This is a genomic window from Chryseobacterium sp. NRRL B-14798, assembly GCF_050470705.1.
GTDB lineage: Bacteria > Bacteroidota > Bacteroidia > Flavobacteriales > Weeksellaceae > Chryseobacterium > Chryseobacterium cupriresistens.
Map to the genome: position 1 here is coordinate 566,289 of NZ_JBFLUL010000005.1, position 15,754 is coordinate 582,042.

Below are 15,754 nucleotides of genomic sequence, written 5' to 3' on the forward strand. Positions count from 1 at the left end.
GCGGTTTCTTTGTTTTATATAAAATTAATCAGATTTTTATTGTAACCACCAAGGTTTGGAGCTGATATTATCATTTCCTCCATACTGAGCCGTTAAAGCAGCTTTTAAATTATTGCTGTTGTAATTATACTCAGACTGCGGATACCTGAACCTGAAAGGAGCTGCGACTCCTGCTTTTAAAGGATAATTTGGATAGCCAGTTCTCAGATAATCATAATAAGAAGTCCATTGTGCCTGATGGAACATCGTCATGTATTTTTGAGTCATGATCTTTTCCAGTTGTGTTTGTAGTGAATCAGCATCATTATATACTACCAAAGGAGTTGCAAGATATTGGTTTACATCAAAGCCTGAGAAATATTGTCCCGGATTTTTTACATAGGTCTGATAAAAATTGAAACTTGCTTTGATCGCATTATCATAATGTGTTTTTGCCGACCCAGAAATCCAGCCTCTTGCTGTAGCTTCAGCCAGAATAAACTCAAGTTCTGAATAACTTAATACAGAAGCAGGTTCATTGGTAGGGTCTTTATAAAAACGATCGTTTACTTTGGAAATGTTTTTTGCAGTGATCAGTGCTGCATTATCAGAATACGGAGAAGTAGGATTTCCGCCGTTATATCCTGTATAGTCTGTGATGGCTTTTCCTGCTTCTTTTGCTCCTGTAGTCTGTGCTGCAAACGTGAACAAACGTGGATCATGCCTGTCTTTGAACATATTAATAAAATAATCAGCCATGTACAAACTTGAACCATATCCACTGTTGTTAAACATCGTGTATCTGCTGTCTGCTGCATCAGCAAAATTAAGTTCACCGTTATCTGCAATAGAGGTCATGAGAGACTGGCTTCCTGCAATAGAAGCAAACTCTGCGGCTATATTATAACTTCCTACTGTCGTTTTTTTAGATAAAGTGATCAGAATTTTCAGACGGAATGAATTAATCAGTTTTTTCCACTTTAAAGCATCTCCGTTGTAGACAATATCACCTTCAATTTTATCGGTGGTATTAATAAGATCATTGGCTTCTTTTAATTCTGATAAAATTCCGGACATGATAGCTTCCTGTGTATCATATTTAGGCTGGGTAATGCCGGATTCACCCTTTGCTGCTTCAGAATAAGGAGCACTTCCAACTTTTAAACTGATATTGAAGAAATGATACGCTCTCAAAAATTTTCCGATGGCCAGATAATTTTTGTTTCCTCTTTTTTCAGCTTCCTGCATCATTTTTCCAGTGTTCAGAAGTCCTTTGGTATAGACTTCAAAAGAAGTATCATTCCATTTCATATACTGGTATGAATTCTCACCATCAGTACCAATCATCATTCTGGAGGCATACATATTGTCCCCGTTTACCTGAAAAGTATATTTTTCAACGTAAGTCAATAGATTTTTGGGATCAATACTGGCCTGGTCATTAGGGTTTTCATTGATGGTATCAAGGTTAGATTCACATGATGCTAATGTCAGAAGTCCGGCTGCAAATAAAGATTTCATCAGCCATTTTGCTGTTTTACCTTTTTGCTCTGTCACTTTGTTTATATTATTTTTCATTGTCTTGACGTACTTTTTAGTTAAAATTTAAGATTAAATCCGATTCCAAACCATCTGCTGGATGGATCCTGAATATCATTGTCTGTTTTTGTCTGGAAGTCTGGATCAGAATAAAGGTTTTTTGATTTTTTCCACATCGCCAGATTGTAAGCAGAAATATTGGCGGTGAAACCTTTCACCATTCCTCTTGGGTTGAGTAATGAAGAGAAGTCATATTCTAATACTACAGATCTAAGCTTGACGAAAGTTCTGTCAAAAATGTTAGCAAACTCTTCGCTTTCGTCCTGTGTTACTCTTGCACGGTAGGGATAATTTTGCGACCAGTCCTGGTAGCTGATAGCTTTTGTGTGTGGAGTATAGGTTCCGGTTGCCGGATTGTAGTTAACCCCATCAGGTACAAAATAATACGTTCCCGGATTTGCATATTCAAGATCTCTGTACGCTACAGAATTAGGGTGTTTTCCTCCCCACCACATTTTTTCCACAACCTGGGATCTCATCACACCTCCGATGCTTCCGTCAATTCCGATGTTTAAAGTGAATTTTTTATATTTGAATGTGTTGTTGAAACCGAAAGTCCAGTCAGGATTGAAATGTCCCAGATTACTTGGGTTATTAGCTCTTGTCGGCATTCCTGTATTCGCATCAAGAATTACTTTTCCATCCGGAGACTTTTGCCATGTATAGTCGTAATAGCTATCCATTCTTTCGCCTAGCTTAATATTTTTGTAGTTCGGCATATTATCATAAATGGAAGTCAGCTTTTGTTCATAAGTACTCCAGTTGATTAATGTTTTCCAGCTGAAATCAGAAGTTTTTACCGGAACTAAACCAAGGGAAACTTCAAATCCTTTGGTTGTATATTCATTTCCGTTTACATATTGAGAAGTGAAACCGGATGATTCTGCAGCAGGGAACTGGAGAATATTATTATAATCTAATGTTCTGAAATAAGTAGCGTCTAAAGTAATTCTGTTATTCAGGAACCCTGCGCTTAAACCTAATTCATAAGATTTTGTCTGCTCCGGTTTCAAAGAATTTTCTACATTCAGAGTGGTTGGATAATAATAAGTAGGATTTCCATTGAATGTGATTCCCCCATTGTTCAGATAATAATTTCTGATGGAATAAGGCTGGAAATCATACGCTACTTTCGCCCATGAAGCAGAAAGTTTCAACATATTGATAGATTCCGGCATTTTTACCAGGTTGGAAATAACCGCACTGATGGAAGCAGAAGGATAGAAGTAAGATCTGTTGGCCTTAGGTAGTGTAGAAGACCAGTCATTACGCCCGGAAACATTGATGAAGAAAGCATTATACAATCCAATATCAATGGTAGAGTAAGCACTGTAAATCAGTTTTTCCTTCAGGTACGTATAATTTTTCAGCGCTCCGATAGAGTTTTCGAAAGTATACACTTCAGGAATTTTTAATCCGTCCGTAGACCTTTCATTGTTGTTGTTTTTATAATAGAAAGCAGAACCTCCCGCATTGATTGTAAAATCAAAATTTTCAGATATCTTTTTCTTGTAAGTCGCCAACACATCATAATTGAGGTTCCATGTTTTATTATCCTTCAAAATATAGCCACCACTTCTTGGTGCATCATAATTGAAATAGGAATAAGGGCTCAGAATTTCCGTTTTGCTATGGTTTTCGACAAGAGATATTTTCCCTTTTACCGATAGATCCTGTGTCGCTTTATACTCTAGACCTGTCTGAGCATTAATAATATTGGTTCTGTTCTGATTCTTGTAATACTCGGCTCCGAACCATGGGTTGTTGTACCAGGCATAGTTCCAGTTGGCTTGTGCTCTTCCTTCCTTTCCTGGGATCCACATATGATTTTTCAATGCTTTTCCATCTACATCGCCTCCCATCCAGATCAGGATGGTGTACATGTGTCCGCTTGGATTATAATCATAGTTGGGAATATTAGGAGTAAAAGCCTGGTTGAAGTTGAATTTTGTATCGAAGGTTAATTTATCTCCTAAATGGTTTTCAGAAGAGAAGTTGATTCCATATTTCTGAAGATAAGAATTGGGAACTCTGTCATCATAATTCATGAAATTCCCGGAGAATCTGTATACGTCTTTATTGCTTCTATAGCTGATCGCGAAGTTATTATTGTTGATTACTGCTGGTTTTAAGAACGTACTTAAGTTATCATGGTATTTCCAGTCAATCGGAACTCTTTCATATCTTGATTTATCATCATACTGAGTTCCTGTTACTGCTCCATACCACGGAACAACCTGTCCTGTTACTTTATCTCTGATAGGGCTGTTCCATTGAGCGATCTGTAATCCCGGAATAAATTTTGGTCCCCAGATCATATCTCCGTCATTTACCCCGCCATCGGCTCCGTCCCAGAATTCGTATTTTCCATGGGAACCGTTACCATATTCAGTCTGGGTTTTCGGAAGATTGGTAAATCCTGCTGTAATCATGGTATTTTGGGAGAATTCTACAGAAAAGCCTTTCTTTTTAGCATTTTTTGTGGTGATTAAAACAGCTCCGTAACGACCTCTTGAACCATAGAGAGCAGAAGCGGTAGCTCCTTTCAGGACGTTGATGTTTTCGATATTATTAGGATCTAAATTCTGGAAAACCTCTTTTTCTACAATCACACCATCAATGACGAAAACCAGATTGGAGTTTCCTCTCAGCGTAAACTGTGGGGCCTGCTGCATTCCAGTAGGATTGGAAACGTTCAATCCTGCTACCTGTCCGGAGAATAAATTTCCAATACTTGGAGTAGTGATGGTTTCAAACTGTTTTGTTCCTACTTCCTGAGTAGAATATCCGATTTTTTCTTTCTTTTTGGCAATACCTAAAGCGGTAATAACAACGCCTTCAATCTGCTTTTCGTTTTGCTTTTTTAAGACAACAGAATACTGTTTTTTGGAAGAAACCTCAACGGTATAAACGGAAAAATCAGGAGCAAAAAATTCAAGAATATCTTTTGGGTTTGCAGAAATAGTGAAATTACCATTTTCATCAGTAGTAGCAGTCTTTCCTGTGTTTTTGTCGGTGATGTTCACACCGGAAACACTAGAACCGTTTTCTGATTTTACATTTCCTGAAATATTGATTTCCTGTGCGGAAAAATAAAGAGGAAGTAAAAAAACGGCAAAAGTGGCTAGAGTTTTCTTCATTTTTTTGAAGGCAAATTTAGCAGTGCACTGTTACCTGTACTTTAATGATGTATTAAAATAAAAATACGATTTAATATTTTTTAACAATAAGAATTAATAAATAAGTAAAATGAAAAATGTCCTTTGTATAGGGACTTTTGCTTTATTATATAAATATAGTTAGGAAGCTGGAAGAGGGAAAATGGAAGTTATTGTGGTGTTGCCAACTTCTTGAAGCCCTCAGTAATAATTTTTGAATAAAACTTTTCTATAAAATAACAGGATAGGAAAACTGTGACTTCGATAACATCCAGCCTCCAGCTTCCCTCTTCCTTTCTATTTCTAAAACCTGCTCAGAATTCCCCAATGGATTTTAATATCATTAAACTTAAAAGGATTTCCAAATTCATTACCATTGGACAGCTGGAAGCTCATCAAACCGATAGGAATGAAGAAATTGAAACCGAGCCCGACACTGTAGAGCTTGGGTTTTACATTTAAAGATTTATTATTGAGCTGTCCGTATTGTCCAAAGACATCAAAGAAGGCCTGGTTACCGATCAGGTACCGGTATTCCAGACTTCCATAATAGTAAAAGTCGGCGGCGAGGGAGTTTTCATTGAATCCCCGCATGGAATTCCAGCCCCCAAAACGGTATAATTCATTGGCAGAGAATTCTATTTTCGAATCCATCATGGCACCCTCCGCTTTGATGTTCAGAAAGTGATTTCCTGAAATATGATAATTATGTTCTCCAAAGAAATAAAACTGGTTTTGATTGGCTTTAATATTATCTTTTGAATAAGTGGTTGTTAAGAAATCGTATCCGGCATTGATCCTTGTTTTATAAAGGAAAAGGTCAATATCTGTAGGCTCAGTCATTTCATACCATATCCCGATCCCTTTTTTGTTGTAGTCTTTTCCCTGAACGTATAGCGTATCAATAATAGTAGAGGTTTCGAGAGTTGCTCTCAGACCTATTTTATTCCGGTTGTTGATGTGGTAATAAAAGGCAGGCAGGAATTTTACATTGGCAAATGTAGAATCCTGACGGTAGATATTTACTTTTGTATCCATCCCGACATTCGATTTGAAAAGGTACGGAATATCTACCCTAAGATCAAAAGTCTGTCCTTTATCAGGGTTTCTCTGCCAGTATAAATTCACAGTTTCAAAACCATTGAACATATTCCTGAAATTGACATTCATTGTCCCGTTTAAGGTAAACTTGGAGGTTTTATCATTCCCGAAACCGATTACCCCATCGAAGGTATTTGTCTTTTTCTTTTCCAGAAACAGGTAAATACTGGTGGAATCTTTTGTGAATAAAGTCTGAGGCTGCCGTTCAAGGGTCAGAAAAGGATGACTCTGAAAGGTTTTGTTGATGGCTAAAAGGTTTTTGTCATCATAGTTTTTACCTTTAAATTCCTTTTCAAGGTTTTTGATGAATCTTTTGGGAACTTTTTCGTATCCTTTTACTACGAACCCGTTGATTGTTCTTTTGTCATTCTTGTTGATGTCAAGTTCTACGATCGGATAACCGTTTTTCTGGCCTTTGTATTTAGATTTGATTCTACTGAAAGAATACCCTTCATCAATATAAGTCTTGTTGATACTTTTCTTGGTGGAGTCTAAATTTTTAGTGAAAAAATCTTTCTGGATTTTTAATTTCTGAACAAGAGAATCTGTAAGGTTGACATATGTTTCATTGAAATTCTTTCCTTTATCGTAGAAAATTTCGGTGCTGTCACCTTTTACTTTTACGTCTTTCAGTTGAGTGAAGAAATAATTACTCTGCGCTAATGAATCCAGAAATTTTACAGCTGAAGTAGAATCTTTTACTTTTTTCCTGACCTTGGTTTCCGTATCAATCAGCCAATACTGCTTCTTCTGCGCTTGTGTAAAAACGCAGAACAGTACAAAAAATATTTTTAAAAGTAATTTCAATTTATTCTTCTGAATATGAAAAGGAATCTCTATAAAATACAAAAGATTCTTCACTGCATTTCTGAACTACGTTCGCAGACTTTCAGTCAGTGTTCAGAATGACAATGCGCCTTATCAATCAACTAATTTTTATCCAGTTTATTATACTTCTTCATCAAATTTTCATAAGTTCCCTGCGGAAGAATCCATTTCAAAGGAACCCCGATTTTCTGTCCGAATTTACCAAAATAATAATGCGCTTTCCATTTATTTTTTGCTAAAAGTTTTTCAATGTATTCTGCGACTTCCAACGGCTCTGTTCCGTCATTTACGTGAGAATTCATCAGCGCATATACTTTATCAAAAACATTTTTATAAGGTTGGGAAACCTTTGCAATGACTCTGTTGTCTGCAATATTGGTTTTAATATCTCCCAGATGCAGAGAGCATACATCAATATTCCATGGGTAAACTTCATATCTCATCGCTTCCGTTACTTTATCCAGAGCCGATTTAGAAGCCGAATAAAATCCACGGAAAGGCAGACCCATTTCACTTCCGATACTGGAAACATTGATAATTTTTCCAAATTTGTGCGCACGCATATTCGGGAGTACGGCACTCATCATCTGTACAGGTCCGGCAAGATTCAGGCTGAAAAGCTTCAGAATATCTTCTTTCGTAGAATCTTCCACTGCACCTACCATTCCCATTCCGGCATTATTGATCAGAACATCAATTTTGCTTTCTGTTTTTAAAACCTCTGCTACAGCATTTTGAACTGCAGTATTGTCTGTCACATCAGTTGGGATAGATTTGAAGTATTGGCTTTCTGTATGTTTTCGGCTTAATCCGTATACTTTATGTCCTTTTTTACCAAAATATTCTGCCAATGCAAACCCGATTCCTGATGAGGCTCCTGTTATAATGATGGTCATTGAATTCGTATGATTTTTAATGTTTTTATTTTCTTCTGATACCAGTGAGACGTTTTTAATAGTCTGTGTTCAAAAGTAAAATCTATTTTCAGCAAATGTAAAAAAAGAAAAATGAACTCAGTTATTTATTATTTCTGAAATAATTTTTAATGAGTCTTCATTTATTGTCCCGGTTTGATAATAAATTTAAGACAAACTTAATATTAATTCATTATTCATCATCGGAAGAATGATTACTTTTAAATACATATGTTTCTGAAAAACAGGTGTTTAATTTTGTTATGTGGTAGTTGGTACCTGAAAAAATCTAAAATTTCTTAATAAAAACATAAGAAAACCTTAATGAGGCATGGAAGCAGACTGATCTAATTTTGCAGCTAATCAAAAAGGAGATCATGAATGTATTTAAAATCCCTGTATCCGTAACTTATTTAACGGGAAGGGTATTACTTATTGGTGCAATATCGGCTTCACCGGTGTTCCTCGCTCAGAAAAAAGACAGCTTAAAAGAAAAATCCATCGACGAGATTGTTGTTGTCGGATACGGAACACAGAAAAAAAGTAAAGTTTCCGGAGCCGTTTCGGAGGCTTCGTTGGATAAGCTAACTTCCAGATCTTTGTCTGGAGTAGGAGAAGTTCTTCAGGGGAAAGCTCCCGGAGTAACTGTAGTGAACGAAGGTGGAGATCCTAACGGAGCACCGAAGGTCAATATTCGTGGTCTGGGAGGAATCAATGGAGAAACTCCTCTTTATGTTGTGGATGGAGTGGTTTTCAATGGAACACCCTCTATCAATCCGAATGATATTCAGGATATTTCTGTACTTAAAGATGCATCTGCGGCCATTTATGGAGCAAGATCTTCCGGAGGGGTTATTCTTATTACCACTAAAAAAGGGAAGAAAGGAAATCTAACAGTAGATTTTGATGTTAAGTACGGCGTAAACCAGGCATGGAGGCTGAAAGAATCCCTGAATGCGGCAGAATTTCAGGATGTGATGTACAAAGCCTATGAAAATGCGGGGAAACTGGGAAGTCTGCCAACTGCTTTTAATCCTAATCAATATCCGGACGGAAGAATTACCAGAACAGACTGGATGAAAGAAATTTTCAGAACAGGAACTATTCAGGAATACAATATTAATCTTAGTGGAGGAAGTGAGAAATCCAGATATTTTGTAGGCATGAACCACAGAAGCCTTGAGGGGATTTTACTGAATACTCAGGCAAAACGATACAATTTCAGAGTCAATTCTGAACATAAAGTAAAAGACTGGCTGACGATCGGAGAAAATATGTACTATAATTACTCTGACGGCAATACAGCCGATACCAAAAGTGGTTATACAGGTGCTTTGGTGGCGGCTATGTACTATCCGCCCAATGTTCCGGTATATACACCAAGTGGTGCTTTTTCAGGACTGCCGATTGATGTGGCAGGTGGTTACGGAGATATGATCAATCCTGTTGCTTATCTTAAAAGAATCAGCATCAGAAATCCTACCCACGAAATTTTAATCAACCCTTATGCTGAAATTACACTGGCGAAAGATTTAAAATTCCGTTCCAATTTCTCACAGACTTTTAAGCTGGGGGATGTAAAAAACTTTACATACAGAGTCCTTGAGATTGGGAAAATTTTTGATACCAATAATCTGGAATACCAATCCAATAATTCTTCAACAGCGCTTGCAGAACAATTGTTAACGTATAAAATCTCAGCAGGACAGCATAATTTCGATTTCCTTGGAGGTTTTACTTTCCAGAAAACAATTGATGAGGGTTTTGTGGCAAAATCATATGATTTCAGAAGTGAAGCTGAGGTTTTCCAGCACCTTCAGAACGCTGCGGATACCAATAAAGATGTTTCCAGTTACAGATTCAAACAGTCTTTGGTTTCTTATCTGGCGAGAGTAAATTACGACTATGCCGGAAAGTATATTGTAAGTTTATTGGGAAGGCGTGATGGCTCTTCACTGGTAGCGAAACAAAACAGATTTGCTAACTACTATGCCGTTTCCGGTGCCTGGGTGGTTTCGAAAGAAAACTTTATGAAAGATATCTCATGGCTTTCAAGTCTGAAATTAAGAGGAAGCTACGGTATTTTGGGTAATCTTGGAGGAATTTCACCTCAGGCAGTGAATCCTTTGATGACGAGAGATAATAATGTGATTTTCGGACAGGATCCTTCCCAGAATATTGCTTATTATGCCACCACACGTCCGAATCCGGACCTGAAATGGGGGAAGTCTGAGCAGACCAACTTTGGGGTAGATGCTTCCTTCCTTCACAACAGCCTTTCTTTACAGTTCGATTACTTTGTGAAGAATTCCAAAGATCAGATCTTCAACGTAAGCTTGCCAAGTACGGCAACGTACAATAATCAGTATGTGAATGCGGGATTATTCCAGGATAAAGGATACGAATTGGGAATCAATTATAACAAAGTAGTTTCCGGCGATTTCACGTTCTCAATAGGAGCTACGATGAGTCAACTAAAAAATACGGTGAAGCAGCTTGCCAATGTGGATGAGATCTTCATCAATGATAACGGAGTAAGGGGTGTATTGAAGCCAACCCGGGTGAAAGTAGGCGATCCTCTGTATTCCTTCTATGGTTATAAGACCGGAGGGATTTTCCAGACTCAGGAAGAAATCAACAATTATAAAGATGCCAACGGAAATCTTATCCAGCCCAATGCCAAGCCGGGAGATATCAAATTCCTGAAAAAGGAAGGAAATACCGGAGTGCTTAATAATAATGATTTTGTTAATCTTGGAAGTCCATATCCTAAGTTCTCCTATGGCTTTTCATACAATATGACCTGGAAAAACTTTGATCTGAATTTATTCTTCCAGGGCGTTTACGGAAATAAAATTTTCAACGGAATGAAGTTTATTTCGTTGAATCCGGGTGGAACGGGACAAAACTATAATATGGACAGAGATATCCTGAATGCATGGACACCTCAGAATACGAATACCGATATCCCAAGACTGGTACACGGTGACCCAAGCGGCAATTATTCCAAAGTATCAGATTTCTACGTGGAAGACGGATCTTACTTAAGGCTGAAAAACCTTACCATCGGGTATTCATTACCAAAAGAATTGTACCATAAACTGGATGTAAACAAAGTGAGAGTGTATGTAACCACCAACAACCTGTTTACCATAACGAAATATACAGGATTTGATCCTGAAGTAGGAATGAACTCTTACGGAGTAGATACCGGAAGATATCCTCAGGCACGCTCATTCATCTTCGGAGTAGAGATCGGATTATAATTTTTAACCAACAAAAAGTAAAAAAATGAAATTTTTCAATAAAATATTGTTAGTATCAGGAATATCCGTAATGCTTTTGTCATGTACAGGCGAACTGGATGTTCAACCTGAAGGAACACCTACCGAAGCCAGCTTCTGGAAAACAGAAAACGATCTTATTACCGGGGCAAACGCGATGTACAAGCCTTTATTCGATGGTGAATTTTACGGCAGAGGTTTGTTCTGGTTTATCAATGCCAGTGATGATATGGTAACCGGAAGAGCAAAAAGTGAAGCAGATAATGCAAAAAACTTCAGCAGTAATTATATCGCGGCAGGAGACCTTGAAACCCAATGGAACAAAAGATACAACGTAATTGGAGTGGCCAACCGTGTGATCCGTAATGTTGATAATATTCAGACTTCGCAGGCCACCAAGAATAAATATCTTGGAGAAGCACTCTTCATGAGCAGCAGAATGTATTTTGAGCTTGCCTATTCTTATGGAAATGAAAAAGCAGGTGTTCCTATCATCGACCGTTCGAAAGATCCGGATCCCAACCCGATTCCAAGAGCAGCCAACGTAATGGAAAATTACACGTACATTGTCAACGACCTGAAAAGAGCTGCTGAATTATTACCTACACAGGCAGAACTTCCAGCAAAGGATTACGGAAGACCTCATAAAGCCGCAGCTTGGGCATTGTTAGCAAAAGTATATCTGTTTATGAAAGACTGGAAGAATGCAGAATTCTGGGCTAATGAAGTAATGACCAAAGGAAACAGAGCCTTATTAGGTAATTTTGCTGATGTCTTCAAAGCTGAAAATAACTACAGTTCAGAATACATCTGGTCGGTTCCGGGAACTACAAAGTTTACTGCCTGGGGAAGTATTCTTCCGGGAGTAATGCTTGAAAACAAAGGATGGGGAGAATATAACGGATGGGGATATTTTCAGCCAACAAAAGAGTTATTTGATGAATACGAAACGGGAGACCTTAGAAGAAGTGCTACCATTCTGAAAATTGGAGATAAATTTACCTTCAACGGAAAAGAAAGAATATACGCTTCTACGAATTCCCTTACCGGATACCAGTTTAATAAATATATGGATGCCTTCAAATATGAGCTGAAAAATGGTCACGTGAGTGCTAACGGAGATTATCCGTGTACAGACCTTGCCGTTCCGATCATGCGTTACGCTGAGGTGATCCTGATCAAAGCAGAAGCTTTACTGATGCAGGGAAAATCTGCAGATCAGGAGATCAATATGATCAGAGTACGTGCAGGCTTACCTGTGAAAAACGGATGTACATTGGCTGATTTGAAACATGAAAGACGTTGCGAACTGGCGGGTGAATGGGCAGACAGACACAGAGACCTTGTACGTTGGGGAGATGCGCAGGCTGCTTATGCTAAGCCTCTGCATGGTATCAACGGACAGGTAGTCTGGGCCGCAAGAAACTTTAATCCGGCTGTACATAATGTTTGGGCAGTTCCACAGGCTGAAATCGTAAACAGTCATGGGATCATTAAACAAAATGAAGGCTGGTAAAATTTAATCTTTATCTACAAGCCGCTATATCATTGCAGAACTTTCTGTGATGATATAGTTTTTTCAAAGGCAGGCCTTTCCATCTGGTCTGTAAAATAATAACGTTAAACGAATGAAACTATCAAAAATATGGGCTGTACTGGCCGTGGCTGTTTTTTCTGAAAATCAGGCACAGAATTATTTGAATTATAATGTAGGGAATGCACATTCACATAATGATTACATGCAGGAGATCCCTTTCTGGCAGGCTTATTATGCTAACTTCGGTTCCATTGAGGCAGATGTTTTTCTGGTAAAAGGAAAACTTTGGGTAGCGCATACCGAAAAGGAACTTTCTGCAGATAGAACATTGGAAAACCTTTATCTCGATAATATTTCTAAACAGATTAAACTGAACAAAGGGAATATTTATCCTGATGCAGGTAAGAAACTTCAATTGCTGATTGATATAAAACAGGATTATAAAACTTCACTGGCAGCTTTGGTGAGTACGCTGGAAAAATATCCGGAGATTACCGGATATTCCGGAATTAAAATTGTCATTACCGGAGGAAGACCTCAGCCTGCAGATTTTAAGAACTATCCCAACTATCTTTACTTTGACGGAGATCTTGACCAAAATTATTCTGCAGATCAACTGAAAAGAGTAGGTATGTTCAGTGAAGATCTTCCGGGATTGGTAAAATGGAACGGGAAAGGAATTCCAAGGGATGAAGAAACCACAAAAATTAAAACTGCGGTTGACAAAGCTCATGCGAAGCAAAAACCTGTTCGCTTTTACGGAGCTCCGGACTTTCCGAATGCATGGGTAAATCTGATGGATTTGGGAGTAGATTATATCAATACCGATCATATTCCGGATCTTAAAAAATTCATGAACACGATTCCGAAAAACTTTTATAAGAATACAAAGGAATATGCCACTTATACTCCAACGTATCAGTCAGATGGTGTAGAGAAAAAAGTAAAGAATGTCATCCTTCTTATTCCGGACGGAACTTCTTTACCACAATATTATGCTGCCTTTACAGCTAATAAAGGGAAACTGAATGTTTTCAATATGAAATCCACAGGGCTTTCAAAGACCAATTCATCCAATGCCTATATTACAGATTCAGCACCGGGTTCTACAGCGTTCGCAACAGGAGTGAAAACCAAAAATACTTTTGTCGGAGTTGACAACATGGGAAAAGCACTGGCACAGATCCCTGATATCATTGCTGAAAAAGGAATGGTTTCAGGCCTGATTTCCACCGGAGATGTTACAGATGCAACGCCTGCTGATTTTTACGCCCATTCGGATAACAGAAACAGTTCGGAACCTATTCTGAAAGACTTTGCAGCCTCAAAAACAAAAATCCTGATCGGTGGCCCTACAAGTGGATTGTCTCAGGAAAATATACAGAAATTTAAAGATGCCGGAATCGATCTCTATCAGGATTTGAAATCAGTAACGAAAATCAATAACCGTACGCTGGTTATTGATCCTCTGGCCTCACAAAGAATCAGCAATGGAAGAGGAAACTGGCTTGCAGATGCTTTTGATCTTACTTTAAATGATTTAAAAAATAATAAACAGGGATTCTTTATGATGATTGAAGCTTCCCAAACGGATGGCGGAGGTCATAGCAATAATATAGAACAGCTGGTGACTGAGTTACTGGATTTCGACCATGTTGTAGGGAAAGCTATGAAATTTGCTGACGAAAATAAAGAAACCTTAGTGATTGTAGTGGGAGACCATGAAACCGGAGGTTTAACACTTTTGGACGGAAGTCTCAAAGAGGGCTGGGTATTTGGGAACTTCAGTACGAATGATCATACTTCCATTCCGTCAAGTGTTTTTGCGTACGGACCGAATTCAAAAGAGTTCACAGGATTATTTGAAAATACGGAAATCTTCAGCAAAATACTGGCAGCTTACGGAATTCAGAAGTAGCTTTTGATTTACACTTTTTTACTTTTACAAAGAGAGACTGTTTCCATCCGAAGCAGTCTTTTTTTCTTAATTTTCATTTTAAAAAAAGACCGTCTCAAAATAGAGACAGCCTTTGAATAAATCTAACAAATAATAATTTAGAAATTGGTGTTAACGATCAATTGAGAAAGTTCGGCATTCACAAAATCAATAGGCATTATTCCGAATGTACCCTGAGTATTGGTCTGGAAGAATGTTTTAAGTCTTGGATTGATATTATTGGATACGGTAGGAATGCTTGGGATCCCGATGATTCCTGGTTTATAACCGCTGGTGAAATTCAAGAAAAGTTTACCATTCGTATCAGTTTTAGCTTCGTTAAGCAGGCGGGAGATGGCATTCCACTTATCATCATTGTTGGTCACCTTGTAATAATCCTGAACTTTCAGCTGTACGCCTGAGTTATTGATGTCAAAAGTAGTATTGTCAGCCCAGGGTGAAGCATTGATCCCCTTGGTTGTTCCCGAAGAAAACCTTCTTAATAACTTGATCTTTCCTCTTATAGCTCCCAGTGTGGGAATATTGGCTCCAAGATCCCATTTAGACGGATTTTTCTGTACATAAGAATCAAAAGTCTGTTCAAAAGTTCTGGTGGTGTTGGAAGCATCATATTCTTCTTTAACAGACATGATAATGGTTTCTGACGGATTGTTCTGAAGGAATGTATAACAGGCATTCAATACATCATCAAAATTCATATTCTGATAAATTGCACCATGATGAATGGTAAAAGCATTGTCAATATGTCTGCAGCGGATATCCAGAAAACGTACACCGGCATTCAGCTGTTCTGCAATGCTGAGATCCTGGGTTTTAGCCGTACCTGATACAACAGGGGCATCTATACGAGCTCCGGAATCATGAGTACCGGGAATTGATATTTTTGAAATAGAAATATTATCCTGAATACCGGCCATCCAGCTATTCAGAGAAACAGGCAGTAATGAAGCTCTGCCAGCTGTTTTTGTTAAAGAAGGGACATTGTTTTCGTTGGAATCCCTTTCCAGGATACTGTCGTTTGAACAGGAAAAAAAGATGGATGCAGTAACCACTCCGAGAGTGATGGCTGTCATACGTTTCATGCTTTGTTTGAACATAGTTTTTTTATTTTTAAAGTAGCTTAAAAATAAGAATATATCAAAGCATTAGGAGTTAATTTAACTTTAAGAGATAATTAAGTTGGTCTAAAGTAAGGAAGGTGGTTGAGGGAAAATAAATTTTTATTAACGCAAAGATTATTTTCTATTCTTAAAATATTGAGGAAGCAGAGATGAAATCAATAAATTGATTCTTTCTAAGCGGATGCATAACAATTAAGCTTCATCAGCGACATTGTCGCCTTCTTTGCTTTCTTTAAATAGAACTATAGAATTGTTTTCTTTGCGTTTTCAAAAGAT

The 15,754-nt window shown here is 37.9% G+C and carries 8 protein-coding genes; 3 read left to right on the forward strand and 5 right to left on the reverse strand.

The features are described 5' to 3' along the window. Nucleotides 1-36: 36 nt before the first annotated feature. The 4 genes from AB1278_RS02955 to AB1278_RS02970 all read right to left on the reverse strand — a co-directional run bounded on the left by AB1278_RS02955 (nt 37) and on the right by AB1278_RS02970 (nt 7,561). Nucleotides 37-1,557 carry a SusD/RagB family nutrient-binding outer membrane lipoprotein gene (locus AB1278_RS02955; RefSeq protein ID WP_429812333.1) on the reverse strand — a complete coding sequence of 507 codons (1,521 nt, stop codon included), beginning with the start codon at nt 1,555-1,557 and terminating at the stop codon, nt 37-39. A gap of 20 nt (nt 1,558-1,577) precedes the next feature. Then, the gene (locus AB1278_RS02960) at nt 1,578-4,718 is read right to left on the reverse strand and encodes a SusC/RagA family TonB-linked outer membrane protein (protein WP_429812336.1); all 3,141 of its coding nucleotides are present in this window, start codon (nt 4,716-4,718) and stop codon (nt 1,578-1,580) included. A gap of 321 nt (nt 4,719-5,039) precedes the next feature. Next, a complete protein-coding gene (locus AB1278_RS02965; protein ID WP_120232918.1) occupies nt 5,040-6,644 on the reverse strand; it encodes an autotransporter assembly complex protein TamA in 1,605 nt (534 codons plus the stop codon). Nucleotides 6,645-6,766: 122 nt separating this feature from the next. Beyond that, nucleotides 6,767-7,561 carry an SDR family oxidoreductase gene (locus tag AB1278_RS02970; RefSeq protein ID WP_395971851.1) on the reverse strand — a complete coding sequence of 265 codons (795 nt, stop codon included), beginning with the start codon at nt 7,559-7,561 and terminating at the stop codon, nt 6,767-6,769. A 395-nt stretch (nt 7,562-7,956) separates the two neighbouring features. Here AB1278_RS02970 and AB1278_RS02975 point away from each other — a divergent pair, with 395 nt between their 5' ends. The 3 genes from AB1278_RS02975 to AB1278_RS02985 all read left to right on the forward strand — a co-directional run bounded on the left by AB1278_RS02975 (nt 7,957) and on the right by AB1278_RS02985 (nt 14,318). After that, nucleotides 7,957-10,845 (forward strand): SusC/RagA family TonB-linked outer membrane protein, encoded by a 2,889-nt coding sequence (locus AB1278_RS02975; protein ID WP_395971849.1) that lies wholly within the window; start codon nt 7,957-7,959, stop codon nt 10,843-10,845. A 25-nt stretch (nt 10,846-10,870) separates the two neighbouring features. Next, nucleotides 10,871-12,379 (forward strand): RagB/SusD family nutrient uptake outer membrane protein, encoded by a 1,509-nt coding sequence (locus tag AB1278_RS02980; RefSeq protein ID WP_429812341.1) that lies wholly within the window; start codon nt 10,871-10,873, stop codon nt 12,377-12,379. A 112-nt stretch (nt 12,380-12,491) separates the two neighbouring features. Beyond that, nucleotides 12,492-14,318 carry an alkaline phosphatase gene (locus AB1278_RS02985; RefSeq protein ID WP_429812344.1) on the forward strand — a complete coding sequence of 609 codons (1,827 nt, stop codon included), beginning with the start codon at nt 12,492-12,494 and terminating at the stop codon, nt 14,316-14,318. Between the two features lie 137 nt (nt 14,319-14,455). Here AB1278_RS02985 and AB1278_RS02990 read toward each other — a convergent pair whose 3' ends face one another. Further along, on the reverse strand, nt 14,456-15,454 hold the full coding sequence (locus AB1278_RS02990) for a phosphatidylinositol-specific phospholipase C (protein WP_429812347.1): 999 nt from the start codon (nt 15,452-15,454) through the stop codon (nt 14,456-14,458). Nucleotides 15,455-15,754 lie beyond the last annotated feature (300 nt).